This is a genomic window from Enterococcus sp. 3G1_DIV0629, assembly GCF_002141285.1.
In the GTDB taxonomy this organism is placed as follows: Bacteria; Bacillota; Bacilli; order Lactobacillales; family Enterococcaceae; genus Enterococcus_B; species Enterococcus_B lactis.
In genome coordinates this window covers 1,240,944-1,263,901 of record NZ_NGLI01000001.1, presented here as the reverse complement: position 1 = coordinate 1,263,901, position 22,958 = coordinate 1,240,944, and the positions used below count along the sequence as shown (strand labels likewise).

At 38.6% G+C, this 22,958-nt stretch carries 22 protein-coding genes and 1 tRNA gene; 18 read left to right on the top strand and 5 right to left on the bottom strand.

Annotated features, from left to right (window positions below; genetic code table 11):
* Positions 1-49 precede the first annotated feature (49 nt).
* Positions 50-133 (bottom strand) — tRNA-Leu (locus A5816_RS06400).
* Between the two features lie 136 nt (positions 134-269).
* Here A5816_RS06400 and A5816_RS16235 point away from each other — a divergent pair.
* The 6 genes from A5816_RS16235 to A5816_RS06375 all read left to right on the top strand — a co-directional run bounded on the left by A5816_RS16235 (position 270) and on the right by A5816_RS06375 (position 6,360).
* The gene (locus A5816_RS16235; protein WP_033795750.1) at positions 270-431 is read left to right on the top strand and encodes a hypothetical protein; all 162 of its coding nucleotides are present in this window, start codon (positions 270-272) and stop codon (positions 429-431) included.
* 148 nt (positions 432-579) lie between these two features.
* Positions 580-1,797 (top strand): pyridoxal phosphate-dependent aminotransferase, encoded by a 1,218-nt coding sequence (locus A5816_RS06395; protein ID WP_002303757.1) that lies wholly within the window; start codon positions 580-582, stop codon positions 1,795-1,797.
* A gap of 186 nt (positions 1,798-1,983) precedes the next feature.
* Entirely contained in the window at positions 1,984-2,820 is an 837-nt protein-coding gene (locus A5816_RS06390; protein WP_002374360.1) for a helix-turn-helix domain-containing protein, read from the top strand.
* Positions 2,821-2,895: 75 nt separating this feature from the next.
* Complete coding sequence (gene nagA, locus A5816_RS06385; protein ID WP_002292705.1) at positions 2,896-4,044, top strand: N-acetylglucosamine-6-phosphate deacetylase; 1,149 nt, start codon at positions 2,896-2,898, stop codon at positions 4,042-4,044.
* Positions 4,045-4,263: 219 nt separating this feature from the next.
* Positions 4,264-5,319 carry an AEC family transporter gene (locus A5816_RS06380; protein WP_025478486.1) on the top strand — a complete coding sequence of 352 codons (1,056 nt, stop codon included), beginning with the start codon at positions 4,264-4,266 and terminating at the stop codon, positions 5,317-5,319.
* A 21-nt stretch (positions 5,320-5,340) separates the two neighbouring features.
* Positions 5,341-6,360, top strand: a complete 1,020-nt coding sequence (locus A5816_RS06375; protein WP_086310978.1) for a 2-hydroxyacid dehydrogenase — start codon at positions 5,341-5,343, stop codon at positions 6,358-6,360.
* A 225-nt stretch (positions 6,361-6,585) separates the two neighbouring features.
* Here A5816_RS06375 and A5816_RS06370 read toward each other — a convergent pair whose 3' ends face one another.
* Together A5816_RS06370 and A5816_RS06365 are read right to left on the bottom strand one after the other, a co-directional pair.
* Positions 6,586-7,302 (bottom strand): response regulator, encoded by a 717-nt coding sequence (locus tag A5816_RS06370; RefSeq protein WP_002374370.1) that lies wholly within the window; start codon positions 7,300-7,302, stop codon positions 6,586-6,588.
* On the bottom strand, positions 7,277-8,872 hold the full coding sequence (locus tag A5816_RS06365) for an ATP-binding protein (protein ID WP_306297912.1): 1,596 nt from the start codon (positions 8,870-8,872) through the stop codon (positions 7,277-7,279). Before A5816_RS06365 ends, A5816_RS06370 begins: the two co-directional genes overlap by 26 nt.
* A 223-nt stretch (positions 8,873-9,095) precedes the next feature.
* Here A5816_RS06365 and A5816_RS06360 point away from each other — a divergent pair, with 223 nt between their 5' ends.
* Both A5816_RS06360 and A5816_RS06355 read left to right on the top strand, forming a co-directional pair.
* The gene (locus A5816_RS06360; protein WP_086310976.1) at positions 9,096-9,620 is read left to right on the top strand and encodes an NfeD family protein; all 525 of its coding nucleotides are present in this window, start codon (positions 9,096-9,098) and stop codon (positions 9,618-9,620) included.
* Between the two features lie 15 nt (positions 9,621-9,635).
* On the top strand, positions 9,636-11,135 hold the full coding sequence (locus tag A5816_RS06355) for a flotillin family protein (protein WP_086310975.1): 1,500 nt from the start codon (positions 9,636-9,638) through the stop codon (positions 11,133-11,135).
* Between the two features lie 86 nt (positions 11,136-11,221).
* On the opposite strand, the gene A5816_RS06350 is transcribed toward A5816_RS06355, so the two are convergent.
* Positions 11,222-11,824 carry an aromatic acid exporter family protein gene (locus A5816_RS06350; protein ID WP_010732731.1) on the bottom strand — a complete coding sequence of 201 codons (603 nt, stop codon included), beginning with the start codon at positions 11,822-11,824 and terminating at the stop codon, positions 11,222-11,224.
* A 104-nt stretch (positions 11,825-11,928) separates the two neighbouring features.
* On the opposite strand from A5816_RS06350, the gene A5816_RS06345 reads away from it, so the two are divergent.
* A complete protein-coding gene (locus A5816_RS06345; protein ID WP_086310974.1) occupies positions 11,929-12,885 on the top strand; it encodes an aromatic acid exporter family protein in 957 nt (318 codons plus the stop codon).
* Between the two features lie 304 nt (positions 12,886-13,189).
* On the opposite strand, the gene A5816_RS06335 is transcribed toward A5816_RS06345, so the two are convergent.
* Positions 13,190-14,146 (bottom strand): Gfo/Idh/MocA family protein, encoded by a 957-nt coding sequence (locus A5816_RS06335; RefSeq protein WP_086310973.1) that lies wholly within the window; start codon positions 14,144-14,146, stop codon positions 13,190-13,192.
* Between the two features lie 173 nt (positions 14,147-14,319).
* Here A5816_RS06335 and A5816_RS06330 point away from each other — a divergent pair, with 173 nt between their 5' ends.
* The 9 genes from A5816_RS06330 (at position 14,320) to A5816_RS06290 (ending at position 22,927) form a co-directional block, all read left to right on the top strand.
* On the top strand, positions 14,320-14,880 hold the full coding sequence (locus A5816_RS06330; RefSeq protein ID WP_002293272.1) for a hypothetical protein: 561 nt from the start codon (positions 14,320-14,322) through the stop codon (positions 14,878-14,880).
* Positions 14,873-15,697, top strand: a complete 825-nt coding sequence (locus A5816_RS06325; protein ID WP_002374382.1) for a D-alanyl-D-alanine carboxypeptidase family protein — start codon at positions 14,873-14,875, stop codon at positions 15,695-15,697. The genes A5816_RS06330 and A5816_RS06325 overlap by 8 nt, the downstream gene beginning before the upstream one ends.
* A gap of 9 nt (positions 15,698-15,706) precedes the next feature.
* Complete coding sequence (locus A5816_RS06320) at positions 15,707-16,324, top strand: glycoside hydrolase family 73 protein (RefSeq protein ID WP_002315168.1); 618 nt, start codon at positions 15,707-15,709, stop codon at positions 16,322-16,324.
* 17 nt (positions 16,325-16,341) lie between these two features.
* Positions 16,342-17,025: a hypothetical protein gene (locus A5816_RS06315; protein WP_002374384.1), complete on the top strand. Its 684-nt coding sequence runs from the start codon at positions 16,342-16,344 to the stop codon at positions 17,023-17,025.
* Between the two features lie 947 nt (positions 17,026-17,972).
* Positions 17,973-19,256, top strand: a complete 1,284-nt coding sequence (locus A5816_RS06310) for an ABC transporter substrate-binding protein (RefSeq protein WP_086310972.1) — start codon at positions 17,973-17,975, stop codon at positions 19,254-19,256.
* A gap of 15 nt (positions 19,257-19,271) precedes the next feature.
* Positions 19,272-20,159: a carbohydrate ABC transporter permease gene (locus A5816_RS06305; protein ID WP_086310971.1), complete on the top strand. Its 888-nt coding sequence runs from the start codon at positions 19,272-19,274 to the stop codon at positions 20,157-20,159.
* Positions 20,160-20,175: 16 nt separating this feature from the next.
* Positions 20,176-21,012: a carbohydrate ABC transporter permease gene (locus tag A5816_RS06300; protein ID WP_002292245.1), complete on the top strand. Its 837-nt coding sequence runs from the start codon at positions 20,176-20,178 to the stop codon at positions 21,010-21,012.
* Between the two features lie 2 nt (positions 21,013-21,014).
* Positions 21,015-21,638: a hypothetical protein gene (locus A5816_RS06295; protein ID WP_086310970.1), complete on the top strand. Its 624-nt coding sequence runs from the start codon at positions 21,015-21,017 to the stop codon at positions 21,636-21,638.
* The gene (locus A5816_RS06290; protein WP_086310969.1) at positions 21,635-22,927 is read left to right on the top strand and encodes a Gfo/Idh/MocA family protein; all 1,293 of its coding nucleotides are present in this window, start codon (positions 21,635-21,637) and stop codon (positions 22,925-22,927) included. Before A5816_RS06295 ends, A5816_RS06290 begins: the two co-directional genes overlap by 4 nt.
* The last annotated feature ends 31 nt before the right edge of the window (positions 22,928-22,958 follow it).

Here is a 22,958-nt window from a genome sequence, read left to right as displayed (position 1 = left end):
AAAAGCGGCTGAGACAAAAATGTCCTAGCCGCTTGTTTTGAAAGAAAAATGCAGATGATGGGACTCGAACCCACACGAGCTAACGCTCACATGACCCTCAATCATGCTTGTCTGCCAATTCCAACACATCTGCCTGATATAAAACTACAGACCTACTAATAGAAAGTGGCATGTCTGCCGTTCCATCACGTCTGCATAAATAATAACACAATAATGATAGCGAGGTTTTACATAGTTGTCAAGCTCAAAAAGTGGGAGGTCTTATGAAGATGGAGAAATATGACGGAGAATTTTCAGGACTGGGGATGATTCTAGGCATATTGATTGGCCTTGCATTTGGTCGTTTTCTATTTGGGTTGATGCTGGGAATTATTTGTGGGGTTGCAATGGATTGGGCAGCAAATCTATGGAATGACTATCATGACCAGTAAGTTCTCAGCGCTTCTCAGCGTTTTTCTGATACTTATGTTTTTCCTAAATAAGTGGCAAATTTTTCTAGGATGGAGTATGATATTGAAATAGTAAATAACAAAAAATTTGGAAAGTTCTAACTTTTTGAAATGAGGGATTGGCTAAGTGATGAGAGAATTTGAAAAATCCAACAAATTAGAAGGTGTTAGTTACGACGTTCGCGGTCCGGTTCTAGAAGAAGCAGAGCGGATGCAAGAAGAGGGCATCAGTATTTTAAAATTGAATACAGGAAATCCCGCACCTTTTGGATTCGAGGCACCAAACGAAGTCATTCGTGATTTGATCATGAATGCTCGTGATTCGGAAGGCTACTCAGACTCCAAGGGAATTTTTTCTGCTAGAAAAGCAATTGAGCAATATTGCCAACTGAAACATTTTCCGAATGTGACGATCAATGATATCTATACCGGAAACGGAGTCAGCGAGCTGATCACGATGTGTATGCAAGGGTTGCTAGACAATGGAGATGAAGTACTGGTTCCAATGCCGGACTATCCGTTGTGGACTGCCTCGATTGCTTTAGCTGGAGGTACACCTGTTCATTATATTTGCGATGAAGAGGCAGAATGGTATCCTGATATTGATGATATCAAATCAAAAATAACGAGTCGGACAAAAGCGATCGTCATCATTAATCCTAATAATCCTACTGGGGCACTTTATCCAAAAGAATTATTAGAAGAAATCGTTGAAGTAGCCCGACAAAACAACCTGATTATTTATTCTGATGAAATCTATGACCGCTTAGTGATGGATGGCCTAGAACATATTCCGATTGCTACATTAGCGCCTGATTTGTTCGTTGTTACGCTGAACGGTCTATCCAAGTCTCATCGTGTAGCAGGCTTTCGAGTCGGCTGGATGGTCCTAAGCGGAGATAAATCACACGTCAAAGGCTATATAGAAGGGCTGAATATGTTGTCTTCCATGCGTTTGTGTTCCAACGTCTTGTCTCAGCAAATCATCCAAACGGCGCTAGGCGGTTATCAAAGTGTTGATGAGCTGCTCCTGCCAGGCGGAAGGATCTATGAGCAAAGAGAATATATCTATAATGCAATCAATGATATTCCTGGTCTTTCAGCTGTAAAACCAAAAGCTGCTTTTTATATATTCCCTAAAATCGATACAAAACGATTCAATATTTTGGATGATGAAAAATTCGTCTTGGATTTTTTACATGAACATCATATTCTGCTCGTACACGGTGGCGGATTCAATTGGAACCAGCCAGATCATTTTCGGATCGTCTATCTTCCTAAAATGGATGATTTGAAACAAACGGCTAAGAAAATGAGAGAATTTTTAGCGACATATCGACAAAAGTGACTTTAAAAAAAGCAAATTTTCCAGCAAGAGAGCCACAGACAAATATACTGAGGCTCTCTTTCTAATGGGGATCTCTTAAATAACTAAAGTCATATTATTTAGTTGCAAGTCTTTTCTTGAAGTTTGCGACTTCCTAAAGTAAAATACGGATAGAATGCGAATACGCATATTTTGGGGAGGATACTTATGGAAACGTTAATCGAGTCCTTTGGCACGATCATTAAAGAGATTCGAAAAGAACAAAAAATGACGCAAAAGATGCTTTCGCAAGATATTTGTTCACAAAGTGTACTAAGCCGGATCGAAAATAATGAGGAACTGCCGAATGTATTGGTGATGATGCAGATTTGTCAACGGCTAGGAGTAACGATTGATCATGTGATGAATCTCTCTCGAAAAACTACTCGGACAAACGATAAATTATTTGAACTGTTGGATAGTTGTTTCCAAAAACGTGATTATCGCAAGTTAGAACAAGTACTAAAATCTTCTGATATTTCTGAGAATCTGTATCAAGCAGCTGACTTTCAACGATATTATTATTATCTCGGTGTTTGTGAATTCACGTTGCGTCAAAATATTTCTCAGTCTCTTTATTATTTAAAAGAAGCATTAAGCTACTCTAGCCAAAAAGAAAGAATCCATGTCTCTGACACAGAAATACAACTGATTAGTTGTATCGGAAAAATATATGGTGTGGCAGGAAAAACTGCTGAAGCCCGCTACTATTTGAGTCGAAGCATCCAACTGCTGCATCAATCAGCTGATGAACGATCAAAAAGTGAATTTTCGCAAATTTTTTATAATTATGGAAATTTCTTATTCCATCAAAATGAAATTGATGAAGCACTAGAGCAGGTGAACCAAGGAATCTATTGGGCTCAAGAGAAAAATAGTTACTATTATCTCAATGATTTATTTGTGCTTAAGAGCTTGATATATAAGCGTAAAGAAGAACCAGATAGAGCAGCATTTTATGAAGGATTGGCACAAGCTGTGAAACAAATTTCAAAAAATCTATAAATGGTGTAGACCATTCTTGACTTCTTCTCTAAATAAGAGTACTTTAGAGGTAGAAAAACAAAGGGAGAGAATAGAATGAGAACTTTTATCTATGCTGACAAATTCTTTTTAGCGTCAGGCGTCAAAAATGCAGGCTATCTTGAAATTACCGATGGGCTTTTTGGTGAATACACCAAAGAACTACCTGAGGGAGAAGTCAACATCATTGACCAAAGCGGCAAATGGATTGCTCCTGGTTTGGTAGATACACATATTCACGGCTATATGAATCATGATGTAATGGATAACGATGCAGAAGGTATCAAAGTGATGTCTGAAGGTCTATTATCTTGTGGAGTGACTTCATTTTTACCAACAACATTGACGTCAAGCAAAGAACGTTTAAAAGATGTAGCTGAGACAATCGGCAAAATGTATCAGGAAGCACCAGGAGCTAAAATCAAAGGAATCTATTTTGAAGGTCCTTTCTTCACAGAAGAACACAAAGGGGCACAAAACCCAAGTTATTTCGGTGATCCTGATTTGGATACTTTCCATGAATGGCAAGAAGCTTCAGGCGGTTTGATCAAAAAAATTGCTTTAGCACCGGAACGTCAAGGCGTAGAAGAGTTTGTCAAACAAGTGACTGAAGAAGGAGTAGTTGTTTCTTTGGGGCACAGTAACGCTACGCTAGAAGAAGCGCAAAAAGCCGTTGAAGCAGGTGCCAGCGTGTTTGTCCATGCTTTCAATGGGATGCGCGGATTGAATCATCGCGAACCAGGTATGGTGGGTGCGTTATTATCTTTAGAACATGTCTTTTCTGAATTGATTTGTGACGGACATCATGTACATCCAAATGCGGCAGGAATCCTAATGGAAAAAGCAGGACATGAGCATGTCGCTTTAATTACAGACTGTATGATGGCCGGTGGGATGCCTGATGGAAATTACAATTTAGGTGAATTTCCGGTAGTAGTAAAAGAAGGAACGGCACGTTTGGAATCTGGCAACTTAGCTGGAAGTATCTTGAAATTGAAAGAAGCAATTAAGAATGTCGTGGATTGGGGACTAGCAACACCAGAACAAGCAGTCATGATGGCTAGTCTGATTCCAGCAATCAGCTGTAAAATCGATGACACATGTGGAAAAATCGCTCAAGGACGCGACGCAGACTTTATCGTATTGAACCCTGATATGACATTGGAAGCAACTTATCTAGATGGTGTGGAACGTTTCCACGCATAATATAATCCAAGATAACCTTAAAACGAAACTTCTCAAGTTTGGTTTTAAGGTTTTTTTGTGTTCTAACGAATATCACTTTACATAAGTTTCAAAAGTTTCTTTAATTCCTTATTGTTCAATAGTTAACAATATAAAGATAAAATAAAAAATGTTAATACGTATTAGCTAAATAAAAGTATTTTGTATTGTGAATAAATGAACATTAATAGGAGGGAAAAGATGAATTTATTTGATATTTTCCGATCGACTTTGACAGATATGTCGATTGTTAGTGCAATCACTTCAACAGTTTTTATTATATTATTAGGGTTTATTTGTAGAAAAAAGGAAATTTTTTCTGAATCTGTTGGAAAAATCCTATCGAAAGTTGTTTTAACAGTGGCTCTGCCAGCACTTGCATTTCGAGCTTTCATGCAAGATATCAATACAGAACTATTAATGCAAGGAATCAATGTCTTGATTTGGGGGTTAGTGATTTATATTATTCTTATTCTAGTTTCAAGACCTTTTTTCTTAAGTTATAAAGGGGATAAGCAATCAACGTTGCGTGTCCTGACAATCTTTGGTTCTACGACCTTTTTCGGGACACCGATCGTCAGTGCGATTTATGGACCGGTCGGCGTGATGTATTCCTCGATTTTCAACATTGGTTATCGGATCTTTTTGTATTCTTATGGATACATAAAAATGAGTGGCTTGAAGATGGAAGCCAAAAATATCAAAGCGATGTTCGTTAATCCAATCATCATCGCTACTTTTGCCGGCCTTTTCATTTGGCTGTTCCAAGGATATCTTCCACAAGTGTCAGTTACAGGTGCAGAAGGAGAGATAAGCCAAGTAGCGTTTTTGCGAATTGACCAGACAGCACCTTGGCTATTTCAGCCAATGGATTATTTAGCTGGTTTAAGTTCGCCATTGGCATGGCTAGCAATCGGCGCAACATTAGGTGAAGTAAGTTTCAAAAAAGCTGCTTCTGAAAAAACATCATGGTATTACAGTTTAGTCAAAGTGGTATTTGTGCCTGCGTTGAATATCGTGATTTTAGCAGTTTTGACGGCAACAAATATTCTACCGGTCAATTTTGAAGCACTGGCAACGATTGTTATCATGATGGCTACACCAGCCGCAACTGTGGCAGCAGCCTATGCTATCAGTTTTGATAGGGAGGCACTTTTAGCCTCTAATGCATCCTTACTGTCAACTATTTTTGCTGTAGTACTGACACCTGTATGGATCGTTGTATTGCAAATGATTCACGGCATAGGTTTGTTTTGATAGGAAATGGAGGAGGAAAGTATGAGAATCGCATGTTATGGTGTTCGTCCGAATGAGATCGATTTTTTTGAGCAATTGAATATTTACCATTATGAACTGAGTCTTTATGAAGAACTACTGACGCATGACAATATTGAATCAGCTAAGGACCATGATGCTGTCCTGCTGAGAGGAAATTGTATAGCAGATGAGATCAATCTTGCAAAAATGCAGAAATATGGGATTCGCTATGTTTTTACCCGTACTGTGGGAGTCAATCATATCAATCTACAAGCGGTAGCTGATTTTGGTATGACAGTAGCCCGTGTACCATCATATTCGCCAAATGCTATAGCAGAATTATCTTTGACTTTTGCCATGATGCTTTTGAGAAATACAGCGTATACAACGATCCGAACATCTTTCAAAGATTTTCGAGTGGATGAACAAATGTTTAGCCGTGAAATCAGAAATTGCACAGTAGGTATCATAGGAACAGGCAGAATAGGATTGACGGAAGCGGTTTTGTTTAAGGGGCTAGGAGCCAAAGTAATCGGTTATGATATCCATCAGACAGAAGCTGCTAAAAAAGTATTGACGTTTCACTCACTCGAAGAATTGTTAGCAAAAAGCGATATCGTCAGTATCCATGTACCTCATATCCCAGGTGAAAACGATCAAATGATCAATGAAGGATTTTTGGCTCAAATGAAAAGAGGCAGTATCTTGATCAATACAGCTCGTGGAGAGCTTCAAGATAATGAAGCTATTTTAAGAGCTTTGAAAAGCAATCATTTAGCTGGTTTTGCAACCGATGTTTTTGCAAATGAAACAGATGTCTTTTTCCGATCTTTCAAGCCATGGGAGACGATTCCAGATCCTGCTATCCAGCAACTAGTAGAATTGTACCCTAGAGTTCTTATAACCCCTCATGTAGGTTCAAATACAGATGAGGCATTGTCAAATATGATTTCGACAAGCTTCGAGAACTTCCGCGAAATAATCGAAACTGGAAAAACGAAAAATGAGGTATCTCTTCCTAAAGCGCGTCAATTAAAGTAAAGAAACATGGGCACTCATCACTAATATGTTTAAAAATAGAGGTTGTGACAGAAGTGGTCAGCTTCAAGAAATAAGAAGGAATTTACGAAAATTGCTTCTCAAATTTTTGTGAAATTTCGGCTTATTTTTCGAAGAAGCTACTTCTGGAACACCGTTTATTCGGAAATAAAGGCTGTGACAAGACTTTTGTCACAGCCTTTATTTAATATTAGATAACTCGATGACTTAACAATAATCTGTGAGTTTTTTTCGCCCATTCTTTGTCAATTCATAACAGGTTAGTGGTCGGCCAATCTCCAAATATCTGATTCTTTCATTCAGTATATCTTGTTCTACCAAAAAATTTAAATATTTCTTGACGGAGATACGAGAAAGTGCACTTTTTTGAGCCAGTTCTTTTGTTGAAAAAATAGTCTCTTCTTTTAGGATAGATGCACTGATTTTTTTTAAAGTCAGTTTTGACAGACCTTTAGGCAAATCAATGAATGAAGGTGCTTCGTGAATGGGAGTAGTATGGTTGAATACTTGATCGATCAATTTCTGATCTGCTTTTTCAGTCGTTTGGATCGTCTGAGAGAAAGCAAGGTATTTTTCAATCGCCAACTGGAAACGTTGCAAAGTGAAGGGTTTGATCAAATAATCTAAGGCACCATATCGGATCACATTTTTTATGGTTTCGATATCATCTGCAGCGGTTATCAAGATCACTGGGATATCGTTTCCTTGCTGTCTCAGCCAAGATAAAAAATGGATGCCACTTTCGCCAGGCATATATACATCAAGCAAGAGCAGATCTGCGTTTTTTTGTCTGAAATATTTTTTTCCTTCTTCTACATTTCTGAAACTTTCGATTACGTTCATATTAGGTATACTTTCCACAAACGTACGATTCAATTCTGCAACCATTGGATCATCTTCAATTATTAGGACATTTGTCATCATTTTGATCTTCCTTTTTTGGTAATTCTAGATAGACGATTGTACCGCCATTTGTTTGTTTGGAAAATTCTAAGATCCCACCGTGACGTTTGACAATTGAATGGATGATATTCAACCCATATCCACGATTGATTCCTTTCGTCGAAAAACCTAGCGTAAATATTTTTTCTGAGATTTCTTCTGATATTCCGACACCGTCATCGCAGACGGTCACGATGAATACTTCCGCTTCTGTGTCATAGTTTAAATGGAGCCGAACCTGTCCGTTTCTTTCAGGCATTTGAAGTACGGCTTCTTTAGCATTATCAAGTAAGTTCCCTAACACTTGCAAAAGTGAATGGATGGAGTCGTCCATCTCCATTTTAGGGATAAAAGAATCGCTTTCTAACAACATTTCAACAGATTGTTCTTTGGCTTCGTTTATTTTGCCTAATAAAAAACCGGCAATCGCAGGGACTTTGATCAGATTTGAGACTTGACCAATCTCTTTTTTATAATTTTGATTTAGCTGTTGGATAAAATGGGTGACTTCTTCATACTTCTTCAAGTCAATCAAGCCAGAAATGACGTGAAGTTTATTCATAAATTCATGAGTTTGAGCTCTCATAGAGTTTATATATTGTTTCGTCCCTCCGAGCTCCTCCATTAATTTCATTACTTCTGATCGATTTCGTAAAGTTGCGACTGCTCCTAAAAAACGGTCATTGCTGAAAAGAGGTGTAACGCTAGAAATAGTTTCTATCCCATTTAAATACATGGATTGAGTCCGAACAGTCGTCTGATGCTCGATTGTCTCTTTAAACAATACGTCATATAGATTATCGCTGATTTTTTTTCCTACTTCGAAATCCGACAGCCGTTTTGTTTGATAGAAAATATTTTTTGCAGGTGTATTGATCAAGAGGATAGTTTTATCAGAAGAGATGGCCAGTATTCCTTCATCTACTTCATTTTCGATAATCGTTTTTTCGCTTAACTGTTCCGCTATTTCTTGCGGTTCAAGTCCAAGTAGTACTTTTTTCATTTTTTGGGCAAGAAAAACGGCGCCTATGATGCCTACGCTAAGTCCGATGATCAATGAAAAAACAATCATTTTTTGTCCATCTTTGACCTGATTGTCGATCGTGTTGTTCGTCAAGCCAACACAAACTGCACCAATAATCTCTTGATCATAATAAATAGGGACGAAATAGCGGAAGCCGAACCCTAACATTCCTTCTTTTTCAGAGAAAAATTCTTGTCCTCCAATCACTTTTTTCACATCTTCATGACTTGAGAAAGGAAGGCCGATGTAACTTGGGTCTGCGTGAGAATATCGAATGCCTTCAGGGTCCATGACAACAATAAAATCTAAATTCGATGCCACCATGACTTCATTCGTGATTCCTTGAATCACATGTGTCGGATCACCAGTCTGAAGCTTTTTTTGGATGAGTTTATCGCTGGCAACGATTTTAGCGATGCTAGAGATTCTATCTGACACACTAGATCGGTTCATCGAAAGAATAAAATTCCTAATCAATATGGCAGAAACAATCAAAGAAACGAATGTGGAGAAACAAACGACAAGAATGATCGTATTTTGGAGCTTTAATGGTTTTTTCTTAAGGAAAGGAAACATAGGATACCTCGAAAGAATTTATTGTGAAAATTTTAACATGAAAAACTAAAATTAACAAATTGGCATTGATAAATAGAAGCGTTCTATGAATAAATACCTTTGAATCGGTGAAAGAAGCTATACAGAATTTTCAAACATTGGTATGATAGACGTAGAAATGGAAGGAGGCGTGTATATGATAGGGGGAATCGCACTTGAGACGATTTATTGGTATACATTGCTGATTTGTGCGGGGTTGGCAGTTCTTTTGATTATTTTTGGAGATGTCTTCGACTTTGATGGCCCACTTGATCCAATGCTTATTATCCCTTGGCTAACTTTTACAAGTTTGTTTGGTTTTCTTGGTGAGCGTCAAACGGATCAATCCTCTTTATTTTTATTTATTGCCAGTGGAGCCATATCGACAGTTTTGGTATTTTTGCTTAATTTCTATCTATTGATGCCGATGAAACATGCCGAATCAACGATGTCGTCTTCTGAAAAGACTTTGGAAGGGCAAGTAGCTGTTGTAATCACACCAATCCCTGTACGGGGCATGGGAGAAATCCAATTAAAAAGTGTTACCGGTTCCATTAGTCGTCCAGCTTGTTTTTACAGCCCCCAAGAACAGATAGCGGAGCGGGGAACGAAAGTATTGATCATTGAGATCAAGGAAAGAATCTGTTATGTCATGCCTTATGAAAGCATGATAAAAGCTTAAAGGAGCGTGTGTTAAATGGGAATACCAGTTGTTTTTATCGCGATCGCAATCGCAGCGTTGATTTTGTTGATGCTGCTGATCGTCTTTGTAGCGAAATACCAAACAGCAAAACCAGATGAAGCGTTGATCATCAGTGGAAGTTATTTAGGAAGCAAAAATGTACACAAAGATGAAAGTAACAACAAAATCAAAATCGTGCGAGGAGGCGGAGCGTTCGTCTTGCCGGTTTTCCAACGTTCGAATCGAATCAGTCTATTATCCAGCAAATTGGACGTTTCTACTCCAGAAGTGTATACAGAACAAGGCGTACCGGTGATGTGTGACGGTACTTCGATCATCAAAATTGGTTCTTCTGTAGAAGAGATTGCTACAGCAGCAGAACAGTTTTTAGGTAAGACTAGAGAAGAATTGGAGAATGAAGCAAGAGAAGTATTGGAAGGTCACTTACGCTCGATTCTAGGTTCTATGACTGTAGAAGAAATCTACCAAAATCGTGATAAGTTCAGTCAAAGCGTACAAGAAGTCGCTTCTGTAGACCTTGCAAAAATGGGATTGATCATTGTTTCTTTCACTATCAAAGAGGTCAGAGACAAAAATGGTTATCTCGACTCTTTAGGGAAACCAAGAATCGCCCAAGTCAAAAGAGATGCAGATATAGCAGAAGCAGAAGCTTTAAAAGAAACGCGTATCAAAAAAGCTCAAGCAGAAAAAGAATCACAAGCAGCTGAATTACAACGACAAACAGAAATCGCCGAATCATTGAAAGAAAAAGAATTGAAACTAGCAACCTACAAACAAGAACAAGATGTTGCTAAAGCGAAAGCAGACCAAGCCTACAACTTGGAAAGCGCCAGAGCACAACAACAAGTAATCGAGCAAGAAATGCAAATCAAAATCATAGAGCGTCAAAAACAAATTGAATTGGAAGAAAAAGAAATTACACGTCGAGAAAAGCAATACGATTCGGAAGTGAAGAAAAAAGCAGATGCCGATCGTTACGCTAAAGAACAAGAAGCACAAGCTCAAAAAGTCAAAGAAGTGACCGAAGCAGAAGCCGAACGTTTCCGTGTGGAAGCACTAGCAGAAGCGGAAGCCAATAAGACAAGGTTAGCTGGACAGGCAGAAGCAGAAGCAGCATTAGCAAAAGGAAAAGCAGAAGCCGAAGCAAAACAAAAAATTGCCAATGCCTTCAAGGAATATGGCGAAGCAGCTGTCTTGAGTATGGTTATCGATATGCTACCGCAATTGATGCGCGAAGCAGCACAGCCGCTAGGAAATATCGAAAAAATCTCTGTTGTCGATACAGGAAGCAGCTCAGGAGAAACCAGTGGAGCGAACCGAGTGACAAATTATGCCACAAACTTGCTTTCTACTACTCAAGAAACATTAAAAGCGACAACAGGACTTGACTTGAAGGAAATCGTAGAGAATTTGTCGACACGTGGGACTACTAGCCAAGTAAATATGTATGAAGCACCAAAAGAGGCAGAACAAAACTCGATGAAGGAAGAATAAAGTAGTATACTTCACCGATCAATAAAAAATGGAGGAAGACTTTTCAAGTTCTTCTCTCCATTTTTTTATGTTATTTCAAAAGAAAATCAGTCCTCGCTATTTTTCTTTTGTTTTTGGATCTTAGCTTCTATCTCTTGTAAACTTGTTCGCAGCAATTGTTCTTTCTTTTGGAGTTCGACTAAATCTTCTGATAGTTCTTCCTTCTTTTCTGTTTCAGGCGGACGAAGAAAGAAATTGATACCGATTGCAATGAATGTTCCTATAAAAGTATCTAGTACTCGTTGGATCGCGTACAAAGCAGATTCACCTTGAGGGATACTCAATGCGATCAGCAATAACGTAGCGATTGCGGAAATGATGCCGGAATTATTGTTGATGCCGTCTGACACGACAATCACAATAATTACTAGAATAGGAAGCAGGATCAATTCTACCAAAAAATCATTGTGAAAATAGCTTTTGACAAAAAAATAAATGATAGCTAGTGTACCACCTAATGTGTTGCCAATGATCCTAGATTTTCCAAAAGAAACGGTTGTAGTCAAGTCCTGACGCAAAGAAAAAACAGCAGATAATGCAGCAATCATTGGGATTCCTCGTTGAGTCAAATGAAAAAACAAGATACATAAAAAAACAGCTAAGGCACTTTTGATCGTACGCATACCTAGTCGAAAACGGCCAAATTGCATAGAGATTCTCCTTTTTGTTCTTTTTACCATCATACCTAAACTTTTGTCTGATAGCTAGTTTTTCATTATTCAAGTATAATTAAAACAGAAAAAGGGGGGAGTAAATGCGTATAGGAATGCGAACAATCAAAACGGTGATCAGTGTCTTCTTTTCAATGGTCACAGCGGGTAGCTTATCGCTATTGTATTGGCCAGCTGCAGGAATCATTGCATTATTGAGTGTGGGAAATACAAAACGCTCTACATTGCGTACAGGGATGAATCGAATCGCAGCCTTTATATTAGCTACGATAACAGCGCTGTTCAGTTTTTTTGCTGTTGGGTATACTATTTTTGGCTTCAGTCTTTTTTTATTCCTGTTCATCCCGCTTGCCTCTCGCTTCAAATTAACTGAAGGAATCGTCGTAAATTCGGTTTTGGTTACTCATTATTTAGTGGAGGAAAACATGTCTTGGCAGCTGATCGGCAATGAAGCGGGATTAATGGCGATTGGATTAGTATTTGCTTTGCTTGCGAATGTCTATATGCCAGATCGTACGAAGCAGCTGAAGGAAAACCAAATACAGATCGAAAAAGAATTTCGGAATATCTTGAGACAAATGGCAGAATTTCTTTTATCGGAAAATAAAGGAGATGTGCAGATCAAATGCGAACATTTGCTGACATTCATTCGCGAAAGCCAAGAAGATGCCAGAGAACATCAAGAAAACTACTGGCTCAGACAGCCGCTATACTATGAAACTTACTTCTCTATGAGACGAGCACAGGTCAATGTGATTAAAGACATGTTGGAAAATCTAGAGCGGATCCAACAACCCGCTTATTATGGAAAACATATCTACGGTTTATTGATTTATACGGCAGAAACATTTTCAGAGTCAAATGATGGCAGACAAATTTTAGCACGTATTGAAGAAGTTTATGTATTGTATCGGCAAATGCCTCTGCCGACTAGCCGCCCTGAATTCGAGGACCGAGCAGAATTGTTCCAGTTTTTACAGTCTTTTAAAAGTTTTATTGAAATCAAGGCAGAGTTCTCCCAACAAAAAATCAAAAATTAGAGGTTTTGAATTCAGCTAATACTCAGGTCAAAAAGCTGATTTCACAACCTCTTACTTAAACGGTGTTCTCCTGCCAACTCCTCGGTCACAAGTCACAATATTCAACAAACATGAGAAGCTGTTTTTTGAAATTGCTCCTTGTGACTCGGAGCTGAACGGCAGGCTCACGACCTCTTGGTATAAACGGTGTTCAAAAGCTTGCATCTGCGGGAATAAGTCCAGCCAAACGAAAATAGGAGGAGCTATTTTTGTTTGGCTGTTCTTATTATTTGATGCAGACCAGCTTTTTCACGACCTTTTAAAATTACATATTTTTCCATAAAACTTGCATTTGATCCAAGATGTCGATGACATCTTTTGTCAAGAAGAGAGAACGATTTGGCAAGTCACCTTCGATCATGTGTACCATATTGTTTATTTCGTAATTCATGGCTTCAGAAGTACTCCCGCTTTCGATGAATTCCTTCGTACCGTCTGTAAATAGGATCTCCGCACGATCCGCACGAGGATAATCAGCAATCGTCACATAGCCGTTTTCAAAGGCCACGATACCGACTTTTGGCATTTTTGCCTGAAAAGACAAGCTGACAGCAGCAAGTTCATTTTCTTTGTTGCGCAAAATAGTGACTGATTGCTCGTCTACGCCTGTTTCAAAAGGGACCATTGTAGAGGCAACTACTTCAGGCTGAGAACTCAAAAAGAAACGAGCAAAAGATACCGCATACGTACCGATATCCAACAGAGCTCCACCAGCTAATTCAGGATTGAAGAATCGGTTTTCTGGATCTGGTTCCTTATAACTGCCAAAAGGTGCTTGGATCATTTTTAAAGCCCCTAGTTTCCCTGTATCCATTATTGAGTGTAATTGCTGATAAAGCGGCATGTTGAAGATGGTCATGGCTTCTGCTAAAATCAGATTCTTTTCTTCTGCTAAACGCATAGCATCAGCCAGTTCTTTTTTGTTCATCGTGATGGCTTTTTCACATAAGACGTGTTTGCCTGCTTCCAATGCTGCCAAGATATGGTCGATATGCTGTTTATTTGGTACAGCAATGTATATGATGTCGATTTCAGCATCGTTTAACATTTCTTGATAGCTTCCGTAAGCTTTTGGAATATTGTAACGGTGTGCGAAGTTTTCCGCTTTTTCTAAAGTTCTGGAAGCAACCGCTGTTAGTTCACTTGTCTCTTGATTGAAGCTTTCGGCAAACTCATGTGCGATGGTACCTAGACCAACGATTCCCCATTGATATTTTTTCATCTGAAAACGCTCCTTCATAGTTGGATTGAGATTCTTTTCTGTCTATTATTATAACAAAAATCACGAAGAATGAAGGGGAGAGGACTTGAAACATTAAAAAAAATGAAAGCAGCGATTTAACAGGTGCTTTTTGACTAAAACTTAAGTAGAATAGTTAAAAGGAGGGGATAAACGTGCATCAAGTATATATTGATCTTATTATGAGTGTATTATTGGAACAGTTTGAAACTGAAAAAAACTTTTTAGATGAATACTTGCTGATCAGTCCAGAACAATGGCAAAAATGGAAAGATGGCGAGAAAAATTTGCCTTCTGAAGCGATGCAGAAAGTAAAAAATCTTTTCACTGATTATGAATGGATGCTTACGCAAAAGATTTTGCGTCAAACGATTATTTTTCCCGAGAAACGAAATATTGCTGTTGCAGAGTATAAACAAATTAAAACACGTATCGCGCAAAAATGGCTAAGCAGCAAAGCAGCAAAAGTCGAGCTGATCCCTTTGAAAAACAATCAGCAGGCTGGTAGGTACCTTGACTTGAAAGTAAGTATTCAATATGATGAATGGGGCTATGATGATATTTTGAATTTTCGTTTGCCAGCAGATGTTCAAAAACAGATTGAAGGAGAAAAAATCGAACTTCTTGATTGGGTGAATGAAAATCTGGAAGAAACTTACGTTCATGATACGAACGGGGAACGTGAAGAACAACGAAAGGATTTTTCAAGTGAATAAATTTTTAGGATTTGGAGCAGTTGTGATTATGATCGCAGCAATGGGCTATGTTATTTTTAGCGATGATGACGCGCATGTTCAAGCCGGCAATCAAACGGTCGAACGAACAAGCACCAAAACAACTGCTAGTAAAGAAAAAAACAGTCAAACAACAAGCAGCAAGGCAAAGGACAAAGAAACACAAGATCGTACATCCAAACAATTACCAGATGTTAAAACAGACGATTGGCAACTAGTTTTGGTTGGTCCAGATCACAAATTAGAAAAAGAAATCGATGAGTCTACTCAATTGGCATCATTGAGTAATGGATATTTGATCGACAAACGCATTGCTCCGGAATATGAAGCATTTGCTAAAGCTGCCGAAACAGCTGGGTTTCCGTTAGTTATGGTCTCAGCTTACCGGTCTGTATCATCCCAACAACAAGTTTTCGAACAAAATGTCCAAGATGTGATGAGTCGTCAAGGTGTATCAGAAGAGGAGGCGACAAAAATCACTAAAGAAACGATTACGGAGCCAGGATACAGCGAACACCACACAGGTCTGGCAGTCGATGTCGTCGATCAAAACTGGTACAACAGTTATCCTTCTACTGTATTGGATGCAAGTTACGGAGATCAGCCTGGAGCTAAATGGATCGCAGATCATGCTGCCCAGTATGGATTTATCGTTCGTTATCCAAAAGGACGCGAAGATATAACTAAAATCACATATGAACCTTGGCACTTACGTTATGTCGGTAAAGAAAATGCTGAGTATATCACCAAACACCAATTGACGCTAGAAGAATATCTGAATGAATTAAATGAAAAGTAGGAATTGATCATGGCGAAAAAAAAGTGGAAAAAGCAAAAGCGCAAGAATATCCGTTGGCCAGCAGTGGTTGCCGGTGTAGTAGTGATACTCCTAGCCTTTGTTTTTTCCTTGAAGAATCTGTCTTCTCCTTTTACTGATAATCAGCAAGAAAATGAAGCGCAATCCCATCAGCAATTTATTGAACGGCTTGTTCCACATGCCCAAGAACTACAAGATGGTTATGGAGTGCTTCCTAGTATCATTTTAGGACAAGCTATATTAGAATCGAATTGGGGAAAAAGTACCTTGGCTAGCAAATACAATAATCTTTTCGGGATCAAGGCTTATGGGGATCAGAAGAAAGTAAGCCTAGAAACAAAGGAATTTGTTAACGAAGAATGGATAACTATCCAAGGAGACTTCAAAGTGTATGATTCATGGGAACAGTCCATGGATGACCATACACAACTGTTCGTCCAAGGAGTAGATTGGAATCCTGCACTGTATGAAAAAGTGATTACGGCCACCAATTATCAGGAAGCCGCACAAGCATTGCAAGATGCAGGTTATGCGACAGACCCCGGTTATGCGCAAAAAATCATCCAGGTCATCGAGACGTACCAGTTGAATCAGTATGACCGGAGATAGCAAAGGAGAAGTGGCTGATGGCAGAACAATTTACGCCGGAAATCATGACGGAATTGAGAAAAGATATCGTAAGAGTACCGGAAATCATTTTAGAAGCAAGCGGGATCAAGATATTTGGAAAATTGATTCGTTCGATCATCTTTACTACGGATATCGCAATCATACGAAATACAAATGCGAATGCAGTAATTGCTGTGTATCCTTTTACACCACATCCAGCAATTACTAAAAGTATCATTGAGGCAGCTGATATTCCAGTTTTTTCCGGTGTAGGAGGCGGATTGACACAAGGTGCTCGTTCTTCTTACATGAGCATGTTTGCAGAAGCGCAAGGTTCTTTAGGGGTCGTTTTGAATGGTCCTACGCCTTTAGAGACAGTGAAAGAAGTTTGTCGAGTAGTTGATATCCCAGTTATCAGTACGGTAACATCGAAATATACAGAAATTGATGAAAAGTTAGCAGCTGGTATTTCGATTATCAATATCAGTGCGGGAAAAGAAACTGCAGAAGCAGTACGTCATTTTCGTAAAAAGTATCCTGAACTTCCTATTATTGCGACAGGCGGACCAACGGAAGAAAGTATTGCTGAGACCATTCAAGCAGGAGCAAATGCCATCACGTATACGCCGCCAAGTAGCGGAGAGCTTTTTAGTCGTAAAATGGAAAAATATCGGGAAACTGAAAAAAAGAAACATGAATAACAGGTAAGAAGTAGAGGCTGGGACAGAAGCGTTTAACTCCAAGAAATAAGAAGGAATTCACGAGTATTGCTTTTCAAATTTTTGTGAATTTCAGCTTATTTCCGAAGGAGTTGCTTCTGCTTCCGCCGTTTATACGTGTTTAGAGCGTGAGCCAAAAGTGTTATTTACTTTTGTCCCTCGCTCTTTTTCCGGATAAACAGTGTTCTCCTACCAATTCCTCGGTCACAATTCACAATATTCATCAAACATGGGAAGCTGTTTTTTTAAAATTGTTCCTTGTGACTCGGAGCTGAACGGCAGGCTCACGACCTCTTTTATACTTGGTCCTATTTGTTCGAAATTCAGAAATAAAAGAAGATTTTTTTGTTTTTTTATCTGTAATGTACATATAAATAGTCGAAATCTGTTGTTATTATTAGCTTTACGTCAAAAAAATGTCTTGATTTATTGAAGCGCTTTCTATAGAATGAAAAACGAATAAAAACTAAAAAAGGCACCCGGCAATTTAGTAGCAGCTAAATCACCGGGGCTTGAAAAGTCAGCGGGAACTGACCAATCAAGTTGCCATAGTCAATGCTTGTGCATCGACGTGTATATTGTACCTAATTTCATACAGAATTACTAGTTATTTTTTCTGATTTTTTAGGGAATAATATACGCAGAGTGGCACGCTTATTTAGCTATGTCAAGGATATTGGACGGTTGTCTGATATCCTTTTTTCTTTGCGCAATTATCCTCCCATCATTGAAGCAAGAAGTATTTGTAGCAATGGAAAAAGAATCAGCACTATCTAATTTTCCTTGAAAGTATTGAGTTGTTCATCCTAGGCAGAACAAAAAGGCAAGCCTTGGTTTTTATTCGCCTTTAAAAAAGATGGTTTTATAAATATATACTGTATAAAAATACAGTATATTGAAAAATGTCAATGGAAGTAGAGGTGTAGGAAATGAAGAAAAAAATGAGAATCATCTTAGCATTAAGTGTTATGTTATTATTCTTGACGGCTTGTGGGCAAGAGGATGACGAAAAAATCACGTTGAACATGGCTTGGTGGGGTTCACAAGTTCGACACGATGCAACGGTAAAAGTAATCGAGCTTTACGAAGAAAAAAATCCTCATGTGACGATCGAGTATGAATTCTATGATTATGAAGGATATTACACAAAATTAGGTACGCTAGCAGCATCAAATGATATCTGGGATATTTTTCAATTAAATAATCAATTTCCTCAATACATCAATCAGATTGAACCATTAGATGAATATGTGGATCAAGGGATAATTGATGTTTCTAATGCGGATGAATCCTATTTGGCAACGACGATTTACGACGGACAATTAGTTGGACTGTCCAACGGGGTGAACTCGTTTGCGATTGCTTACAATAAAAATATATTTGAACAATTAGGTATCCCTGAACCTGCTTCCAATTGGACATGGGAAGAATTTGAGCAAATCAGCTATCAAATTACTGAAGAATTAGGGATCTATGCTATTTCAAGGTTCGAAGATTTTATAGCTGGCTGTATTATTCAAATACCGCAAGTTGAAAAAGGATTGAATTTTTATAATCAGGAGGATTTATCTAACAGCTTGGGATTCGAAAATCCGGATTATTTAACAGATTTTTTCCAGCTGCGTAAAAATCTGGTAGACAAAGGTGCCCATCCAGAACCGGGTGGTGGAGCTGCAAGTACGACAGATCTGTCTTTTCAGGCAGTTAGAGATAGCGAAGCAGCGATGGTTTTTCTATCAAGTAACCAGTTGACAGAAATTTTGTCAGGCGCTCCTGAAGACATGGAAATTCGATTGATTAATCCCCCTCGCAGAAAAGCAGATGGAGAATCTGGTATTCCTTTACGTTCTTCGCAAATGCTGAGTATGGCAAGAAATTCAGCGCACAAAGAAGAAGCGGCTAAATTTATTGATTTCTTCCAAAACAGTGAAGAAGCCAATGAGATTTTAAAAGGAGAACGCGGTGTACCAATCATGTCCAATATTCGAGAACAACTCGCTCAGACAGATGATACAACTTTACAAGCGACATTCGACTATTTAGAAATGATCTCCGATATGGACAACGGTGAAGTAAACGTTTTTGATAGCGCTTTAAATCTGGAAATCCAAGATCAATACAATCTTTTAGTAGAAAAAGTTATCTATGAAGAAATGACGGCAGAAGAAGCAGCAGAGAGTCTTTATGAGTTTGCTTCAAACATTCTGGAATAGTAACAGGAGGAAAGCATGAAAAAAGAAAAACTAAAACGATTCATGAATCAAGATAACGTGGTCGGTTACGTATTTGCTTCTCCATTTATTCTAGGATTTCTATTGATAACGGTAATACCGATGATCTTGTCTCTTTATTATTCGTTCACCGATTATCGTCTGGGGAATCCAGTCTCATGGATCGGCTTGGATAATTATATAAAAATGCTAAGTGATGCTCGTTTTTTGAACTCCATTCGAGTTACTTTTCTCTATGTATTTGCCTCTGTGCCTGTGAAACTGATCTTTGGTCTATTGATTGCTTATCTTTTAACGAGAAATATCAAAGGGACGACTTTCTTTCGTTCTTTGTATTATGTACCTAGTTTGATTGGCGGCAGTATTTCTATTGCTCTAGTGTGGCGGGAATTGTTTTCTAAAAATGGGTTAGTGAATATTTTTCTAGAACGACTAGGCGCACCAGCACTTTCCTGGTTTGGCGATCAAAAATTGGTCATGATCCCTCTTGTTTTGATGTCTGCTTGGCAATTCGGTTCGGCAATGATCATCTTTGCTGCAGGTATCAAAGAGATCCCAGCCTCGTATTATGAAGCGGCAGAGATCGATGGAGCGAATAAATGGCAGTCGTTTTACAAGATCACGCTACCTCTTCTTTCGCCAATCATTTTGTATAACTTAGTCATGCAGACGATTGCAGCGTTTATGACTTTCACGCAAGCGTTCATCATTACCCAAGGTGGTCCGAATGATGCCACGAACTTTTATGCTCTTTATGTGTATAACCAAGCATTCTCTTTTAATTCTATGGGGTATGCTAGTGCTATTTCGTGGATCATGCTGTTGATCATGGGCGCTGTTACCTTTCTGATTTTCAAATCATCACAAAAATGGGTCGTTGTGTGAACGGGAGGAGGAAAAAATGAATAAAACAGTAATGAAATGGTTCCAGTACGGGTTTATTTTGCTATTAGGTCTAGTCATGATTTATCCAGTCTTGTGGATGATCGCAGGTTCTTTTAAAACGGATCAAGAGATTCTGAGTGGTTCACTGAATTTGATTCCAGAAACTTTTCGATGGGAAAATTACGCAGAAGGATGGGCAGGTTTTGCTGGAATCTCATTTTTCACGTTCTTTAAGAATTCGTTTGTCATCTCTGCGGTATCAACGATCGGGACAGTGCTGAGCTCGACTTGTATTGCTTACGCATTATCGAGGATCGATTTCAAAGGAAAAAGGTTCTGGTTCGTCGTCATGTTAGTAACGATGATGATTCCTGCACAAGTGATTTTGATTCCGCAGTTTATTATTTACAATCGGCTGAATTTAGTTGGTACGTATGTGCCGCTGATTTTACCGCACTTTTTTGGACAAGCATTTTTTATTTATCAGATTATGCAATTCATGGTCGGTATCCCTAAAGAGTTAGATGAATCAGCGATTATTGACGGATGCAGCAAATATAGTGTCTTTACCAAAATTATTTTTCCTTTGCTAAAACCTTCGATCATCACCACGATCATTATCCAGTTTTATTGGAAATGGGATGACTTTATGGGACCGCTGATCTATTTGAACAAGCCGAGATCTTATACCGTATCGATTGCCATCAAATTATTTGCAGATGCTGGATCTAGCACGACTTACGCCAGTATGTTTGCGATGTCTACGCTGTCTCTGCTGCCGGTTTTTCTGATTTTCTTATTCTTCAATAAATATCTCGTCCAAGGAATCAGTACAAGCGGCTTGAAAGGCTGAATATGAAAAAGCCAATAGAGGAGATGTTTCTTTACAAGATCAACTACTATTTCTGTCGGATTTTTTTAACCAGTCTTATCAGTCATGGTCTTTTCGCTTTTTTCCTAGGATGTTTTTTTACTTTAGGATTAACGCTTTCTGCTCATGTTGTCTATCTGATTTATTTTTTGATGATGTATCCTGCTTATTATCTATCTGTCCATTATTTGGCGGAAAAGAAGGTAGGTTGGCGGAAAGAAAAAATCAAAAAGTTATGTTTTATTGTTGCGCTGTTTCAGCTGTTCGTTCTTATTTTTGCAGCTGATTGGTATTTGTTCATAGAAAAGGCTGATGCTTGGTATCTGATTCCTTTTCTATTGTGTCTGTTGCTTTTTGTATCCCATGGTTTTTTTAGTACGCTAATTGATGTCTGCAAAGAAGAGAAAGCAGATAGTCTTATTTATTTGATCAAAAGGAATATCTGGCTGTTGTCAAAAAATGTCAAAGGGTTTCTGTGGTATTTCTGTCTTTTGTATGGGCTGTTCTGGTGTATACAGTATGATTTTTTACTTACTGCCTTGCTGTATCCTGGACTGCCATTTGTCACAGCATGCTGGTTAAAAGAAAAGGAGAATGAGTTTAAATGAAGAAAAAATATGTACAAGTCGGTCTTGGCGGAAGAGCTCGCTTTTTTTATGAGGCAATTGCCTCTACGTATCATCAAACTTGTGAACTGGTCGGTTTTTGTGATGTGTCTCAAACAAGAATGGATTATGCAAATCGAGTACTTGTGAATAAGTATGGACAGAAGAAAGTAAAGACATGTATGCCATCGCAATTTGAACAGCTACTGGATGATGTACGGCCAGATGAAGTCATTATTACGTCAGTAGATCGAACACATCATGATTATATCATCCGTGCAATGAGAAAAGGGTATGATGTTATTTGCGAAAAACCTCTGACTATTGATGAGGAAAAAGCGCAAGAAATAATAACTGTTCAAAAACAAACGGGAAGGAATCTGCGAGTCACTTTCAATTATCGTTATGCGCCATATCACACGAAGATAAAGGAACTGCTGGAAAAAGACATAATCGGCGATGTTTTCTCTATCCACTTTGAATGGTTGCTGAATACGCAGCACGGGGCAGATTATTTCAGAAGATGGCATCGAAATAAACACAATAGTGGTGGACTTCTCGTGCACAAATCTACCCATCATTTTGATTTGGTGAACTTTTGGTTGAGTAGCCATCCAAAAAAGGTATTCGCAGTTGGTGGATTGAATTTTTATGGAATGCATAATGCGGAAAAACGCGGAGTAGAAACATTTTACAGTCGATGCTATGGAAGCGAACTAGCCAAAAATGATCCATTTGCTATAGATCTATCAGCCAATGAGGAATTGCGAGAAATGTATTTGGAAGCAGAAGAAGACAGTGGATACATTCGTGATCGCAGTGTATTTTCCGATGATATCTCTATTGAAGATACATTAGGAGTGACAGTCAAATACGAGACTGGTACGATATTGACGTATTCGCTAAATGCGTATATGCCGTGGGAAGGATTCAATGTTTCTTTTAATGGCAGCAAAGGCCGAATCGAAATGAAAGTGATCGAAAAGTCCTATATCAACGCTGGTGGAGATAAAAAAGATGAGGGAGCAGCTGTTCTTCAGTCCATCCAGGTCTATCCGATGTTCGGTGAACCCTATGAGGTAATCGTTGAACAAGAAGCAGGCGGGCATGGCGGAGGAGATCCACGTCTGTTGGATGATCTGTTTGGCGAAGTAAAGGAAGAAGATCTGTGGAATCGAGCAGCAACTCACGTAGATGGTATCCTGTCGATCTTGACAGGAATTGCAGCAAACCACTCTATTGCTTCAGGAAAAGCAGTGGCGATTGATGAACTTGTCAGCTTCAAGGAATAAGAAGGAATTTACGAAAATTATTTCCCGTACG